Raw genomic sequence first — 15380 nt, 5'->3', positions numbered from 1 at the left:
ACTAAAATAAAATCATGAGTATAAAAATTAAATCAACTAACCAAAAAGAAATGTCGTTCATTGAAAAAGCCCGTAGATCTCAAATTGTGGAATGTGCAATTGAAACTATCGCTGAAATAGGTTACGCTCAAGCATCTTTAGGACAAATTGCAAAACGTGCAAAAATCAGTAAGGGAGTTATTTCGTATCACTTTGCAAATAAAGAGGAATTATTGGATCAAATAGCTATCGAATACTATACGGCTTGGCAATCTTATATTGCTCCACTAATAGAAGCTCAAAAATCTCCTAAAGAAATGCTTCGGGTTTATATTGAATCCAATCTAAAATTCATAGAAGAAAATCGGAAGCATGTTATCGCTGTTATAGAAGTGGTTTCTAATAAGAGAACTGCTGATGGTAAATTTGGGTTTGCTTCAGACCATGATGAAACTATTTTACTTCCTATTGAAAATATTCTCACCCTAGGGATGCAAGAAGGAATTTTTCGAGAATTTACCAGATCATCTTTAAGGGTGATGGCGTTAACAATAAGAAATGCCATTGACGGATTCACCCTTGAATTAATGAAAAAGTCTCATTTAGATGTTCAGGAATATACAAGAGAACTGGTTACACTCTTCGAAAAATCAGCTACAAAGTAAGGTGTTGTTAAGGAGGATAACAATGATATACTATGAGATACTTTGTTATAGTTGTAAAAGAACATTCAAAGAATACGAAGGTTCACTAAAATATAAACAGTTTAAGGAAAGAAAGAGTAAGATTTTTTGCTGCGACGATTGTAGTCATAAGATACGCATTGATGCAATTAAAAATTTCTTCAGATAGATATTTGGGGAATACCTTAATAGATTGTGAAATAATGTACTTAAATTAACATTTGCTTTAGTGAAAAAACATGGCTGTGTTTGTTATAGCCTTTTCTTATTGTGCTAACGTACAATCGTCATTAGCTTTTTTTCAACAATCGGGCCAGATTATGGAGCAACACAGTCAGGACATTTTGCTAAAATTAGGTAGATATAATGAACAAGTGTACTTAAAGTAGAGGACAGGATCATTGAAAATGGAACCATATTTACAGTGTGAACATATTGAATTTGTTATACTTAATTATAAATTAGAAGTAAATGAAGAAGTAGAGAATGTTTATTAACTAATAAAAGGAGTGTAATCATAATGGTAGGAGTAGAAATTGATTTGGTTGTTACAGATAGTTTAAAAGCATTAGATTTATACGAAAACATATTTGAGATCGAACGTATTGAGGTTTCAGATTTACCCAAAGGAACAAATGAAGTAGTATTTACCCTCTACGGAGTACGCTTTCACATGTTGGATGAAAATGCAGAATTTCAATTGATAGCACCAACCAAAGATGACCCCAAAACAATTTGGTTTAACGTTTCTGTCCCTGATATCAAGGAAACATATACTAAGGCAATGAGTTTGGGGTGCACGGAGATACAACAGGTTACTGATCTACCTGATTATGGAGTGTCAAATGCAATATTTATGGACTCTTTTGGTTATGTATGGATGCTTCACCAAATCCACAAAGTAGTGAGTCATGAAGAGCGTATACGACTTTGGGAGGAAAAAAGGAATCATTAATATTAGATGTATTAAATAATTATGAACCTCTCAGGAATAAAGTCACGAGTGTTATTGGCTATTTAATAAAATCTAATAACTGGTACTTCAAGTAAAGGGCACTTTTCTTTAGTAAGAAGGTACCTTTTTTGTCTGCTCCTACACAAATAATTGTGTAGGTTTACACTTAAACTAGCGAGGGGATTTAGTTAAAGATTCACATTCCTAAATAATCATTTTTTTATAAAACCAAACTTAAATACTGGAAAAGAACCCTCTTTTTACCAAAATTGGTTCTTGTTATTTATGTATACTATAAAATTTTAAATCAACACTTAAATATACTCACCTAATAGTTCAGATTTCCACTTATGAATAGCATGGTTTTCTCTTGCAAACACTTTATTTATAACAATGTTATGGTTTAGAAATTCAAGTGAGTTATTTAAAACTTATGGTCCCAAATGTTTTGAGTATATTTAAAGCCCGTAAATTTAAGTGTGGCGCGCTTGCTATAGTGGCTTTATTTTAGAAAACTTTATAGTTAATTTTTTGCGACTTTAAGTATATCTTTGCCATAATGGCAAGGGTATACTTAATTTTGTTTTAGGGACTCTGGAAGGAAGGGATTAACGTTTGTTTTGTTGAACTTATTATACTAATAGATCAAAATACAATGAAAAATTGATTTTAGTAAAACCTATAATAGGAAGTCAGGACATTTGTTAGAGGAGTTTGTGAAAGTGTCGAAACAGGTTAGTTGAAGAAGGAATAATTAAATCTTTATTGAATATGAATAGGAGGATTCAATACAAGGGATGGTGATAATTGGCTTTTTTAAAGCGGAGGCCATAGTAAGAATATCAAAAAGATAGTTACAAATATCAAGAAGAATCGAGGAGATTACATAAATGAGTATACCTGTAATTCGAACTTATAAAGATTCAAGTGATTTAAAGCGAATGCAGAAACTTACACAAGCTATATGGTCACTGGAACCTAATTACCATATAGGCGATCTAGCTTGGCAACGCTACCGACACGCTGGACGCGAGGATGATTGGGATACTGCAATTTGGGAAATGGATGGGAAGCCCGTTGCTTGGGGATGGATTCAAAACCCTGGTGAGTTAATATGTCAAGTTGATCCTGATTTTCCTGAGGTGGCCAAGGATGTCATTGACTGGTTTGATAAAATAACTATAACCAATGAGCAAAAAGTGATTGTCCTAGAAAAGGAATCGCATCTTATTTCAGCCTTAGAAGATTCTTTATTCAACCCATTAGCAGAAAATCCAGAAGTCCTCACAAAAATTTCATTGGATAGTTGTTCATTCCCTGTTCAATTGCCAGATAAGTTTAAAGGGCGCCATATCAAGGGGTCTGAGGATTTAAAAAATCGTGTGGCAGTACATAAAGCTGCATTTCATGGATCCAGAGTCACAGAAGAAAGTTACTTGAACGTTATGAATACCTATCCTTATGATTCTTCTCTTGATTGGGTAATAGAATCCCCAAATGGTGAGTTCGTGGCATCTTGTTTAATTTGGTTTGATGAAGAAAACAAGGTGGGGTTACTGGAACCTGTTGGAACGGATCCGAGATTTAGGAGAATGGGGTTAGCCAGTTCAGTCTGTAAGCTTGCTCTTAATGCGTTGCGAGATAAGGGCGCAAAAACGGCAGTTGTTGTTTGTACTTCCCCTAAAACACATGAATTTTACAAGTCTATTGGATTTGAAACATTTGCTCAAACAAAATCATTTCATCGTCTTAAAAATGCTTGATAAACTTCGCTTTTCTTCTTCAACTAACGTGTTGCTTTACTTCAATATGGGGTAAAGCTTTTTTCCTATTAATCTAATGGTTCAGTTTTAGTATAAGAAGAGGTTAATATTATCTAAGTAGGTAGATAACAAAGGGTGATATTGAAACTATTGAGTATCACAAATAAGCTTAGTTATTCAACTAACGGTGTGCTTTACTTCAAGAAGTGGTAAAGCCTTTTTTTATTGAACTCCTTGAAAATTAATATCTTCGATTCAGAGAAAAAGGCAATACAAAATCTGACGCAGCTCAATAAATTTTTTAAAAAAGTGCAGCGCCTAAATGTGATTAAATTGTGGGTTGGACTAGGAAGCGTTAAGGGGGAGTTGCTGATTCTTTGAGAGCATGTTGTGTCCTCCGAACGGAAATAACGCCATGTTTTACTAAGGAGCGGTAAAAATATTTTACATAATGAAACCTTTTTGATAAATCCGCACTCTAAGTTATTAGGAGGGAATGCAATGGAACAGTATGTACTACGAGCACTTGCGAAGGATGAAGGATCGATTCAGCATTTAATAATGATATATAAGCCGAGATTACTCGCTAAAGCATTTACCTATGTAAAAAATAAGCAGGATGCGGAAGATATTGTGCAAGAAACTTTTATAAAAGCGTTTAGTGCGCTAGCTCAACTAAAGGAGCTGAAATATTTTAGTACATGGTTGCACAAAATATTAATTCGTGAAAGTTTTTATATGTTGAAGAAACAGGAACGGATGAAGATCTTAGAAGTAGAAATGCTAAAACAATTTCAGTTACTCTCTCAAGAAAATAGCGAGGATTACAGTGCATTACATAACGCAGTTGGAAGTCTTAAAAAAGACTATCAAATGGCAATTGTGTTGCATTATTACTATGACTTTAAAGTAGTTGAAATCGCAGAAATGCTCGAGAAGCCGCCCAATACAATCAAAATGCATCTGCATCGTGCTAGGAAAGCGCTTCGTGGAAAGCTAGAGCAAACGATGCAGCAATCATTACAACCAAAGGACGTGAAACGTATGTTAAAGGAACAGTTATTCGAATTAGCACAACAATATGCAAATGCGCCTACATACTATGAGCTCGAACTAGAAAATTACCTAGAGGATGGGATTTCTTCGTTCATGTGGAAAGGGCAAAGCAAGGATGAAGGGGTTTTTATTCGATTAGATAATAATGGACGCATCGAGGATTTTGCAAAAACGCCCACAAAAGACGGGTCACCTATTACAGAAGAGAAAAAGCTTACAATAGCCCATCAGCTACTGCGTGAGCAATACCCAGAAGCAATTGCCTATTATACACTAGTAGAACAACAAAAAAAGGAATCATCGACAGGCTTTAAGTATGTGCAAGTTGTAGATGGATTGCCTCTAGATGGCTATTATTGTCGAATAGAAGTAACCGATCCTGGTGAAATTATTCAGTTCACCTATACAGGCTATACGGAAAATCCACCGACAATGCCAAAAGAACTTTATCCTCCAGAGCATATTTTACATGCATTGAACAAGGGGGAATGGTCGCTTAGTGCGGAATGCTTTAATGAACAATATGATTCCGTTTCAGAGTCAGGTATATATGCAATTTATGAGTCGGAGCTATTAAGGCAGGCGTATGACGCGGTGACGGGTAAACCTTTATTTGACAATGACGATGAGCCAAAGCGAAGCTATGTGCCGTTCCCAAAAGTAGAAGCGTTGTCAAAAAAGGATACAATTGAAGAAATACTGGGCATTAGTGATGAATGGGAGCGATATGAAGAGGAAAGTATGGATGAAGAATTTGAAGAGGTAAACTGGCGTCCCAAATCTTGGAAGGATGAAGAGGGGAAATCATACGAGCATTACATGAGGCGTAAGTTTGAACATCGTATGAGAGCAAAGGTGGATAAACAGACGAAACAATTAAATAGCTTCATCTCGTTTACGAAAAGTGAAGGAGAGGCAAAGCTTTCTGAAGAGGAATGCTTACAAATTGCTATACAGTTTATTCAAACCTATTATTCAGAGTTCGCATCTTATTTATATGTAGAGATGAAAGAGGAAGAGGATATAGTGAAAAACCGTGCCTTTTTCCGATTTGTTGTTCAGAAGGACGGCTACTTTGTTGGGAATGAATTTTTTCACATGAATATAAGTAAAAAAACAGGTGCTATTTTGATGTTTTCATCACCGAATATAGCGATTGAAGAGATTGAAAAGTTTGAGCCAAAAACCATTAAACCTATTAAAGAATTACTACCACTAAAAAATCTGAAAGTACAAGTTGAATGGGATAAGGTTTATGGGGAAACGGAGCAGGATGGGGGCGAGATGCGGCTCATTTATCGTATTCAGACAACAGACGGAGCCTTTGTAAAAGGGATTTATGCGGAAAATGGTGAGGTTATTTATAGTGTAATCTAATCTTAAAGCAGTTTGCCATGAGAGTAGTACAGTTTTATTGGCGTGTCGGCGTGCGTGTGGAAAAATCAATACAAGTTGTTAAAACAACAGCTGATTAGTTGAATAAGAGAAAATTTTTATCTCGGAGGATATATAGATAGATATAGAAAAATGGATAATCATTATAGTATTAAAGTCAATAACAAATCTGTAAAAATAATTCGATCGTTGTTATAAAGAGTGCTGTATGAATTTTGTTCAACAAGTGGTCCATTTTGTGGAAAATCAGCAGAAACTTTTGATATCTTAATTAATATAGTAATTAATCTATTGAAGTTGTAAAATAAAGGTAAGAACAGTTCTGGGGGAATTTATATCAATTATAATGCTATTAATCTAAGCGAGAAACTTTCCAAATTCAGTGAACACTGGTCGCCAAAAGTTATTGGTGAAATGAATGATTATCAGTTTAAGTTAGTTAAGATTTTTGGGGATTTTGTATGGCACGATCATAAAGACACCGATGAGGCATTCATCGTGATAGACGGTGAGATGTCCATTGCTTTCCGCGATGGAGAGGTTAAACTTTCCAAAGGTGAAATGTATGTGATACCAAAAGGTGTAGAACATAAGCCTTATGCTGAAAAGGAATGCCATATAATGCTGGTAGAGCCTAAAGGTGTAGTCAACACAGGTGAAACTAATTTAAAACTAACTGCTGAAAATAACATATGGATTTAAACCAATAATTCAGTTACTTTCTTTGAATTCACATATAGTGGAAGAAGTTACGTATTTTCCGTAATCGAGAGCGATTCTTTAATAAGAATCGCTTTTCTTATTTAGATGGTCTATTCTTATGCCCAAAACATCAGGCGGAATTGTACGATTGTGAGATATTACACTTAAATGTAGAAGTAGTTTATTGGATGAAGACATAATCATATCAATGTAATAATAATATCTTTAGTATGTTTAACTACTTTAAGGTAGATCTGAAATAGAATGTGTGGTAAGTATAAAACAATACATCTCAACTCACATGAACATTATTTTAGATAGGCTTTGTATAAATACTAAGCAAAGATGTTCAATAGTAAGCAATAAAAGGAGTTGAGTAAAATTGGAAGTCAATAATGGACAGACTATTAGTATGTTTGAAAGAATAAGTCGTGTTTTATTTATTATAATGGGAGCACTTATTACAGCTATCGGTTTAGAAGCGGTACTAATCCCAAACGATATAATCGATGGTGGTATAACAGGAATATCTATCCTGTTATCACATTTAACAGGATTCTCATTAAGTTTATTCCTGTTCATACTAAATATTCCCTTCGTATTTATCGGATATAAGGTACTTGGAAAGTCATTTGCATTTAGTTCGGTAATAGGTATCACTTTCTTGTCGATTGCTACTAGTTTATTGCATCACATTCCAACTATTATTTCAGGGGATACCATGTTAGTTGCAGTATTAGGCGGTATTATGATCGGTTTAGGGGTTGGTATTGTTTTACGAAAAGGTGGTGCTTTAGATGGTACAGAAATTTTAGCTATACTAATCGCAAAGAAATTCCCTTTATCGGTGGGGGAAGTTATTATGAGTATTAATGTCTTAATATTCTCATTCGCTATGTTAATTTATGGACTAAGGGGTGCCTTATGTTCGGCTATAGCTTACTTTATAGCTATGAAGGTAATAGACATGGTGCAAACCGGCTTTGACGAATCTAAAAATATTATGATTATTAGCAATAACTCACGAAAAATTGGTGACGCAATTCAAACACGTTTAGGTAGAGGAGTTACTTATGTGATTGGCGAGGAAGGACAAACCAAAGCACGTGTTGAAATAGTTCTCTGTGTTATTAATAGGTTGGAAGAACCTGAACTTAGAACACTCATTAAGACAATTGACATAAATGCTTTCATAACAATTAATGGTATTGTGGAAGTGCGGCAATATTAATCTACTCTACAAAAGTGGCGATATAATCCTAATTTATCACTAGCAACTGGTTAGTTGAATCCAATGAATTTGGTGGTAAGCTTAAAAAGTGGTATTGGAAGCTTGTTAAGAGCGATATAGGATCCTTATAAAAGTAATTGACAATTATGTAGTTATTCTTCCACGATAATGAGAGGTGAGATTATATGGAAAAAGACTGGGACAAAGTTTTTTTATCTCTTTCCAAAATTAAAGTTTTTTCAAATGCAAATAACGAGCCTGTAACCATAAGTGGTGACCTTGATGACTTGAAGTGTATAGGTGTAGGGACAGATGCGGCTGTTTTTCAATCTCTTTCCGCCCCAGACTATGCATTTAAATTATATGCCAAAGACAGAGTAAACAAAGTAAAAGTTGAAGCAAATGTTTATCATATACTAGGGGATTCACCCTTCTTTTCAACATGTTTTGCTTCATACGACGAATACCTTGTTTTAAGCTACGAAGAAGGGAAAACTCTCTTTGACTGCATTCTTCAAGGTATTCACATTCCAGAGCAGGTTGTAAATGATGTGGAGAATGCAATAGAATATGTTCGAAATAAGGGCCTTAATCCACGTGATATTCATTTGAAAAATATTTTACTACAAAATGGAAGAGCAAAAATAATTGATGTCTCAGAATACGTGCTGCCTGGTAATGATTATCGATGGGAGCATCTAAAAAAAGGATATGAGCAATACTATCATTTAATAGATGGAAATTCTGTTCCTTTTTGGTTAGTAGAAACGATTCGAAAGTGGTATAACCAGCGGGCGGAGACTTCTTCTTCATTTGAAGAGTTTACAAAAAAGATTTTAAAACTTCTGTAGAAAAAATAGGTGAACTAGCTATATTCAAAATATTGTACATGAATTTAGCTTATTGTACTCCATTGAAAATTAATAAACTCTCGAAATCTATAGAATTGCATAACAAAATAGACTCAGAAAAAGATTTTTAAAAAAGTATAGCTTTTAAACCATTTAAATTGAATTAATCAAGAATCAACTCCATTCTTGTTGAATTAATGGTAGACTGGTGCAAAAACAGAGTAGGATGTGCTACTCGTAAAGAGTGCGACAGTCTGTGATGCCCCGGGGTCGTTGGAGTCAGACTAACGGATGGGCTCTAATGGCACCATAGTTCATCGACCTTCTTCGCCTGCCATACTATACCCATTCTGAAACAATTTTCATCCTCTGTGGTGCAATATCTTAAGTGCATGAAATATATTCAATAAGGAATGATTTAATGAAAAAAATCTATTTTATCCTCTTATCGGCAGCTGTTATCATGATAGTTTTTGTTTTAAACAATTTAAATGAAAAGCAGAATCAAGCTATTTACGTATCTCTAAATGGAAATGATCAAAATGATGGTAAAAAATCAAAGCCATTTCGCACACTAAAAAAAGCGGCGTCAGAAGCAAATGCCGGGACTACCGTTCTCATACGAAAAGGAACCTATAATGAAAAGCTTGTCGTTAAATATAGTGGGACCAAATCAAAACCAATTACTTTTAAAGCCTACAACAAGGAGAAGGTTGTTCTTAGTGGAAAGGATATAAATGATGTTGAAGGGGATACATCCTTAGTTACGATAAAAAATAAAAACTACGTGACCATTAGCGGGCTAATTATACAGGATTTATCTACTGATTTAGCAGATGAAACTGTAATGGGGATATATGTAACAGGCTCTAGCAATCATATAACACTAGAAAATAACCATGTGCAACGGATTGAAACCCATGCAGATGATGGGAATGGCCATGGGATTGCTATATATGGAACTGGCACAATGAAAGATATAAATATTTTGAGTAATACGTTGGAAAACTTAAAACTCGGTTTAAGTGAATCTCTAGTTCTAAATGGAAATATTGACGGTTTTAAAGTAGAAAAAAATATAGTTCGTCGAAGTGATAATATCGGAATTGATCTAATTGGTTATGAAGGTACCTCTAATGATAAAAAAGTGGACTATGTACGAAATGGTATAGTAAAAAAAAATCAAGTTTATGAAATATCCTCTTACGATAATCCAGCTTATGATGGAGATTATTCTGCTGGCGGAATTTATGTAGATGGTGGAAAGAATATAATCATTGAAAAGAATACCATTTATAAAAGTGATATTGGAATTGAAGCAACCTCTGAGCATGCTAAAAAATACGCTGATAACATTAAAATAATAAACAATATTATTTATGACAACTTTTACACTGGAATATCAATTGGTGGGTATGATAGGGATCGGGGAGGTACCATCAATTCTACTATCACTCAAAATATTCTATATCGAAATGACACGAAGGGGCTAGATGGGGGACAGCTATTATTACAACATGATACAAAAAACAATTTGATAGAAAAAAATATTTTAACCGCTGGACCATCGCGGATTTTTATCTCCAACTATTTTACAACCAATCAAGAAAATAAACTACAAAATAATGTATTTCATAAAGAAAAAGGAGAAAAGGGTATTTGGATATGGAAAGAGGAAGAATATACATCTTTTCCTAAATTTAAAAAAGCTTTAATAAGTGATGAGAAATCAATTTATTTAGATCCAAGATATCAAAATGCAAACAAATATGACTTTAGGCTGAAAAAGGATTCGCCTGTAAAAAAAATTGTAGACTAATTTTGTATTCTAATTATCTATCCACCCAGGAAAGGTCAATGACAACAGTCGTTTTGGTGTTTTTCAGATGGTGTTTAAATAGCTCCGTATCTTTTAAATTAAATTCATGGTATATAAATTTATCTTTTAAATGTGGATAAGAAAGAGAGTAGACAATTGCTTCTTTCTGTTCATAATCTATCAAATGAATGACGCAATTATTCATTACATGATAGATCGGATCTTTCTCATCCTGTACAGAATTATTTAGGATGGAAAGTATTCCGTTCGCCACACCACCTGCACTTCCCAGTATTGTGATAATATGTTCATTTTTCTCCATTTCAAAACCCCGTTTAGTTTTATACATAGTCTATGTTTAAGAGAGAAAATGGTATAGGTGGTTTTCAGCTGTCTTTCTAAATATATACTTTCATGCTAATTCAAACACTTAAACTAAAGGTGCAGGTTAGTTGAACAAAGATAGTTAAATAAATTATCTTTAATGATGTAATAACTACATAAAGAGTGGTAGTATATAGAAAAATGAATGGGGAATGATATTATGGGGAATTTTACCGGTGTTGAACTGAAGCATTTTTCAAGTGAGCATATGATAGTATTAAACTCTTTTGTCCTAACAGAAGAACAAAAACAATTTTCTACATTACCAAACAAATTCGGGGAAGTTACAGAAGGACAATATCGTATTGTTATTTTAAGTGAAAAAACACCTGTTGGTTTCTTTCTACTAAATTCAAATGAGCGAGTTAAGAAATACTCCACTAATCCGAACGCTTTGTTATTAACTGCACTATCAATTAATCATACAGAGCAAGGAAAAGGCTACGCTAAACAAGGGATGTCATTATTGATTGAGTTTGTTAAATCAGAATTCCCTAAATGTGATGAAATTGTATTAGTAGTAGATATAGATAATATTCCAGCTCAAAAACTATATTTGAATGTAGGATTTGAAGATACAAATGAGAGACAAATAGGACGTATCGGCGAAGAAATTATCATGAGACAATCCATAAAATAATGAAAAAGACCATAACTAAAAACAACTGCATTTTACACTATCAATTATACAATAGAAAAACGATTAGCTAATTACCATAAATTTTAAATAAATGCCCAAGAACCAGGATGATTCAATTTTATTATATCAACTATTTTTTGGCACTTAAAACCTATTCCCTCGGTGGTAACAATTAAATGGACTTCGAAATGTAAGAAAATTCATGATGTAAAAAAACTCTCTCTTTTTCAAGAGGGAGTTTTACTCTTTTAGTTTTGAAATAGAAGAGGAGAATGATATTAAAATATTTAGATTCATATAACCAGACAAATAAATTGAAGCAACCCGAGTTACTTAAGCAATGTAAGTAACTCTTTTATTGCATTATCAACAAATGATCGTTTTGGACGAGATTTCATTATTACAGTAAGTCCAATTAACGATACTATTAGTGCTTGTGCTAAGGCTTTAGAGTTTACATCGGTCTCAAGTTCTCCTGATTGTATACCTCGTTCAATGGTTTCTTGAAATATGATTGAAAGGTACATTTGATGTTCCCTTGTAAGAATTTCAAATTTCTCATCATGTGGCGCAAGTTCGACCATTGTATTAATGCAAAAGCATCCTCTACTGGGGCTTTCAGTGTATTCCTCAGCAACCACTTCTTCAAAAAAAGTGCAAAATGCTTCCTTTACTGATGGAAAGTTTTGAAGTCTTGTTCGGATATCTGAAGCATGGGACATCGTGTATTTGCGTAGAGCAGCTTCGAACAATTCTTTTTTCCCCCCAAAGGCAGAGTAAATACTGGGTCGTTGAATCCCCATTCTGGCAGTTAAATCACTTAATGAGGTTGCTTCATATCCCTTCTCCCAAAATAATTGCATAGCTGCATCTAATACTTTTTCTTCGTCAAATTCACGGGTTCGTCCCATAGTCAAAACCTCTCGTTTCTTTTTTTTGTTTAATTATAACTAATCAAATGAAACTGCCATTTGTCTTCTTTTTTCTTACTGAACAGTATAATATAAATATATATTTTTCTCTTTATATTGTCAAATTTAGACTAAATAATCCTAACAAGAGATTTCCCAAAGAAAGATGACGTTATTACGGGGAATATAATTTATAAGTTGACAGAATTAGTTTCTATAAGTTATATTTACCAAGAAATATAACTTACTGTTCGGTACGTTATATTTCAGTATTTAAAATTTATAGGAATAAGGGGGGTACTGAGTGGAGGAAGTTAAAGAAAAAATAGCAGTCAATGCAGAGTTAAAGGCGAATTCGAGTCAGGGAGCATTTATCCCATCTGATTCAATCCGTGTTACTTCTATGTCTCGTAATGTGTCATTATTATTTGCGGCTGCCTGTGGGATGTCAGTCGCAAATATCTACTTCGCACAGCCGCTACTTGATCAGCTATCTAGTGAGTTTGATATTGACTATTCCATCATCGGAATTGTTATTACCATTACTCAAATCTTTTATGGATTAGGATTGATACTGCTAGTGCCACTCGGTGATTTTCTGAACCAGCGTCTATTGATTATCGGCCAGATGTTATTAACCATAATAGTTTTGGTTATAGTTGGAACTGCTTCCAACAGCACGATACTATTTGCAGGAATGGCTTTAGTGGGACTTCTTGCAGTCGTAACTCAGACTCTTGTTGCATTCGCAGCATCTATGGCTGCTCCTGCTGAACGAGGGCGTGTGGTTGGTATTGTAACAAGCGGAATTGTAGTCGGCATACTTCTTGCGCGGTCCTTTGCAGGAATATTAACGGATGTTGCGGGGTGGCGTTCCGTATATCTAGTCTCTGCTGCACTAATGCTTTTAATGGTTTGTATGTTTTTTAGGGTATTGCCCCAAATTGAACGAGATGTAAAATCAATGTCCTATCCCCAATTGCTTAAAACGGTGTTTATATTGTTTAAACATGAACGAATCTTACGCATCCGCTCTGTTCTTGCCCTACTTATTTTTGCTGATTTCAGCATTTTGTGGACTTCACTAGTACTGCCTCTTAGCACTCCGCCATTATCTCTTTCGCATAGCGCGATTGGAGCACTTGGTCTTGTAGGAGTGGCTGGTGCTTTATCTGCAGCGCGTGCTGGAAAGCTAGCTGATAAGGGTTACGGGCAGAGAACAACAGGCATTGCTTTGACTTTATTGTTGATTTCTTGGTTATTCATTAGCTATACAGAGCAATCGCTATTAGCATTAGTTATAGGTATTGTACTGCTTGATTTGGCGGTGCAAGCCATACATGTTACTAATCAAACGATGATTCTTCCATTGCGTCCGGAGGCACGGAGTCGGTTAACAGCTGGGTACATGGTGTTTTATTCTATTGGCAGTGCTAGCGGATCAATTGCTTCTACCCAAATGTACGCGCACTATGGGTGGATAGGAGTATGCTTGCTTGGGATATCAGTTAGTGCTTTAGCTCTTCTTTTTTGGTTAGTAACTAGGCGCGATACTGCTTTCGAATAAAAATATGCCAATGTCATATCATATCCAGATTCAACATCATAAATCTGAGTAACACTGCAACAAGTTTTAAAAGAAATGAATACTAGTACAGAATAAAGATCAAATATAGGAATTTGTTACTTACAAAGGTGTGATGGAGAAAAACTTGAAATAGGAGAGGATTGTTTATGGAAATAGGCATTACTTCATTAGTTGAAACTTAACCAGATATTCAGTCTGGAGAAATGATGAGTCACGCACCACGATTGCGAGAAGTGATAGAGGAAATTGTCCTTTCTGATCAGGTGGGACTTGATGTGTTTGGCATAGGTGAGCATCTTAGGGATGATTTTGCGACCTCTTCACCAGCAGTTTTGCTGTCTTCCGCTTCTATACGAAACTGTTAGGCTGACTAGCGCCGTTACAGCGCTTTCTTCAGCAGATCCAGTACGCGTTTTTCAGGATTTTTCAACGCCTGAAATAGCAGATATGTTTTTCCCATCTACCCAGGCAGGCATGAATAAACCTGGAAAAGAGCGGGGGTGGGCTCATTATGACCGTACTAGCTTAGATGCCGTGCGCTGTATGTTGGAGATCCATAAACTATTGCTCAAAAGATTATACACCTCCGTAAAAATGTAGGCATCACACGCTTTATGATGTATGTTCCATTAAGCACTATGCCGCATGACCAAGTGATGAGAGCAATTGAGCTGCTAGGAACAGAGGTAGCGCCACGGCTTCGAAAGAAAATAACCAAGTGGGAAACTGAGACTGAAAATGTATCATCATTCAAGTTAGATTCATAATGCCTCATACTAAATTGAGAACTAGTTGGCCATCAAGCTTCTGGCGAAAAGCCCACTATTCGTTTATCAGCTTCAAACGAAGACCATGCATTTAACGGTAATAGCACTAAAATAAATTTGGAGGTTTTCAAATGACACCAGAACAAATAATTAGAAATTTTTTTGAAGAAGTACGATCAGGAAAAAATCCAGACTACTCTAATCAATTAATGTCCGAACAAGTATTGGCTCATCAAATTGTATCCGAGGAAGAACAAACAGTTTTAAGGACGCCTAAAGATTATGCTGAACACGTAAGAGAAATGATTGAAGCCTATGGTAATTATACTTTAGAAATTCAAGAATTATTGGTACAAGGACATAAAGTATATGTGCGTTGGAAAGAAGTAGGTAAACACGTAGGAGTAGTCGATGGATATCAACCTACGGGACATTCAATAACTCAAATGACAAGTGCAGTATATAAGATAGAAGATGGGAAAATTTCCGAGTATTGGATTCAAATAGATAGATCTGGGGTTCAAAAACAATTAGAGTACAATAAACATATTAAATAGTTATTTGATATTCCACTAACGGGTGCCTGTGAGGCCGAGCCTAGGTCGTCATATAGCGGGTGGGATTCTCGTCGAGAAAGAATTAGCCATTCACTCGTA

At 35.0% G+C, this 15380-nt stretch carries 14 protein-coding genes and 1 pseudogene; 13 read left to right on the top strand and 2 right to left on the bottom strand.

The features are described from left to right. Positions 1-14: 14 nt before the first annotated feature. The 9 genes from MKY29_RS09735 to MKY29_RS09695 all read left to right on the top strand — a co-directional run bounded on the left by MKY29_RS09735 (position 15) and on the right by MKY29_RS09695 (position 10434). Positions 15-644: a TetR/AcrR family transcriptional regulator gene (locus MKY29_RS09735; protein ID WP_340879646.1), complete on the top strand. Its 630-nt coding sequence runs from the start codon at positions 15-17 to the stop codon at positions 642-644. Positions 645-666: 22 nt separating this feature from the next. Then, positions 667-831: a DUF2197 domain-containing protein gene (locus MKY29_RS09730; RefSeq protein WP_093494851.1), complete on the top strand. Its 165-nt coding sequence runs from the start codon at positions 667-669 to the stop codon at positions 829-831. A gap of 351 nt (positions 832-1182) precedes the next feature. Then, positions 1183-1617 carry a VOC family protein gene (locus MKY29_RS09725; protein WP_340879645.1) on the top strand — a complete coding sequence of 145 codons (435 nt, stop codon included), beginning with the start codon at positions 1183-1185 and terminating at the stop codon, positions 1615-1617. Between the two features lie 890 nt (positions 1618-2507). Then, positions 2508-3380, top strand: coding sequence for a GNAT family N-acetyltransferase (locus tag MKY29_RS09720; protein WP_340879644.1), 873 nt, complete (start codon positions 2508-2510; stop codon positions 3378-3380). Between the two features lie 501 nt (positions 3381-3881). Then, positions 3882-5813, top strand: coding sequence for a sigma-70 family RNA polymerase sigma factor (locus MKY29_RS09715; RefSeq protein WP_340879643.1), 1932 nt, complete (start codon positions 3882-3884; stop codon positions 5811-5813). Positions 5814-6167: 354 nt separating this feature from the next. Beyond that, the gene (locus tag MKY29_RS09710) at positions 6168-6533 is read left to right on the top strand and encodes a cupin domain-containing protein (RefSeq protein ID WP_090570931.1); all 366 of its coding nucleotides are present in this window, start codon (positions 6168-6170) and stop codon (positions 6531-6533) included. 382 nt (positions 6534-6915) lie between these two features. Beyond that, the gene (locus MKY29_RS09705) at positions 6916-7764 is read left to right on the top strand and encodes a YitT family protein (RefSeq protein WP_340879642.1); all 849 of its coding nucleotides are present in this window, start codon (positions 6916-6918) and stop codon (positions 7762-7764) included. Positions 7765-7949: 185 nt separating this feature from the next. Then, complete coding sequence (locus tag MKY29_RS09700; RefSeq protein WP_340879641.1) at positions 7950-8615, top strand: serine/threonine protein kinase; 666 nt, start codon at positions 7950-7952, stop codon at positions 8613-8615. A 421-nt stretch (positions 8616-9036) separates the two neighbouring features. After that, positions 9037-10434, top strand: a complete 1398-nt coding sequence (locus MKY29_RS09695) for a DUF1565 domain-containing protein (protein WP_340879640.1) — start codon at positions 9037-9039, stop codon at positions 10432-10434. A 13-nt stretch (positions 10435-10447) separates the two neighbouring features. On the opposite strand, the gene MKY29_RS09690 is transcribed toward MKY29_RS09695, so the two are convergent. After that, the gene (locus tag MKY29_RS09690) at positions 10448-10756 is read right to left on the bottom strand and encodes a hypothetical protein (RefSeq protein WP_241599895.1); all 309 of its coding nucleotides are present in this window, start codon (positions 10754-10756) and stop codon (positions 10448-10450) included. A 222-nt stretch (positions 10757-10978) separates the two neighbouring features. Between MKY29_RS09690 and MKY29_RS09685 the strand changes: the two genes are divergently transcribed. Next, positions 10979-11458 (top strand): GNAT family N-acetyltransferase, encoded by a 480-nt coding sequence (locus MKY29_RS09685; protein WP_340879639.1) that lies wholly within the window; start codon positions 10979-10981, stop codon positions 11456-11458. Positions 11459-11787: 329 nt separating this feature from the next. On the opposite strand, the gene MKY29_RS09680 is transcribed toward MKY29_RS09685, so the two are convergent. Next, a complete protein-coding gene (locus MKY29_RS09680; protein WP_340879638.1) occupies positions 11788-12369 on the bottom strand; it encodes a TetR/AcrR family transcriptional regulator in 582 nt (193 codons plus the stop codon). 373 nt (positions 12370-12742) lie between these two features. Here MKY29_RS09680 and MKY29_RS09675 point away from each other — a divergent pair, with 373 nt between their 5' ends. The 3 genes and pseudogenes from MKY29_RS09675 to MKY29_RS09665 all read left to right on the top strand — a co-directional run bounded on the left by MKY29_RS09675 (position 12743) and on the right by MKY29_RS09665 (position 15281). Continuing rightward, positions 12743-13936 (top strand): MFS transporter, encoded by a 1194-nt coding sequence (locus MKY29_RS09675; RefSeq protein WP_340880840.1) that lies wholly within the window; start codon positions 12743-12745, stop codon positions 13934-13936. Positions 13937-14160: 224 nt separating this feature from the next. Further along, positions 14161-14724, top strand: a pseudogene (locus MKY29_RS09670) (LLM class flavin-dependent oxidoreductase). Positions 14725-14855: 131 nt separating this feature from the next. Further along, on the top strand, positions 14856-15281 hold the full coding sequence (locus tag MKY29_RS09665) for an ester cyclase (RefSeq protein ID WP_340879637.1): 426 nt from the start codon (positions 14856-14858) through the stop codon (positions 15279-15281). Positions 15282-15380 lie beyond the last annotated feature (99 nt).

The organism is Psychrobacillus sp. FSL K6-2365, assembly GCF_038003165.1.
Classification (GTDB): domain Bacteria; phylum Bacillota; class Bacilli; order Bacillales_A; family Planococcaceae; genus Psychrobacillus; species Psychrobacillus psychrodurans.
The sequence above is the reverse complement of the archived record's forward strand: the minus strand, read 5'-3'. Positions and strand labels throughout refer to the sequence as shown.

Excerpts from the sequence above, each read along its gene's own strand:
- MKY29_RS09735 (WP_340879646.1), top strand. The coding sequence starts at position 15 with ATGAGTATAAAAATTAAATCAACTAACCAAAAAGAAATGTCGTTCATT.
- MKY29_RS09730 (WP_093494851.1), top strand. The coding sequence starts at position 667 with ATGATATACTATGAGATACTTTGTTATAGTTGTAAAAGAACATTCAAA.
- MKY29_RS09725 (WP_340879645.1), top strand. The coding sequence starts at position 1,183 with ATGGTAGGAGTAGAAATTGATTTGGTTGTTACAGATAGTTTAAAAGCA.
- MKY29_RS09720 (WP_340879644.1), top strand. The coding sequence starts at position 2,508 with ATGAGTATACCTGTAATTCGAACTTATAAAGATTCAAGTGATTTAAAG.
- MKY29_RS09715 (WP_340879643.1), top strand. The coding sequence starts at position 3,882 with ATGGAACAGTATGTACTACGAGCACTTGCGAAGGATGAAGGATCGATT.
- MKY29_RS09700 (WP_340879641.1), top strand. The coding sequence starts at position 7,950 with ATGGAAAAAGACTGGGACAAAGTTTTTTTATCTCTTTCCAAAATTAAA.
- MKY29_RS09695 (WP_340879640.1), top strand. The coding sequence starts at position 9,037 with ATGAAAAAAATCTATTTTATCCTCTTATCGGCAGCTGTTATCATGATA.
- MKY29_RS09690 (WP_241599895.1), bottom strand. The coding sequence starts at position 10,756 with ATGGAGAAAAATGAACATATTATCACAATACTGGGAAGTGCAGGTGGT.
- MKY29_RS09685 (WP_340879639.1), top strand. The coding sequence starts at position 10,979 with ATGGGGAATTTTACCGGTGTTGAACTGAAGCATTTTTCAAGTGAGCAT.
- MKY29_RS09680 (WP_340879638.1), bottom strand. The coding sequence starts at position 12,369 with ATGGGACGAACCCGTGAATTTGACGAAGAAAAAGTATTAGATGCAGCT.
- MKY29_RS09665 (WP_340879637.1), top strand. The coding sequence starts at position 14,856 with ATGACACCAGAACAAATAATTAGAAATTTTTTTGAAGAAGTACGATCA.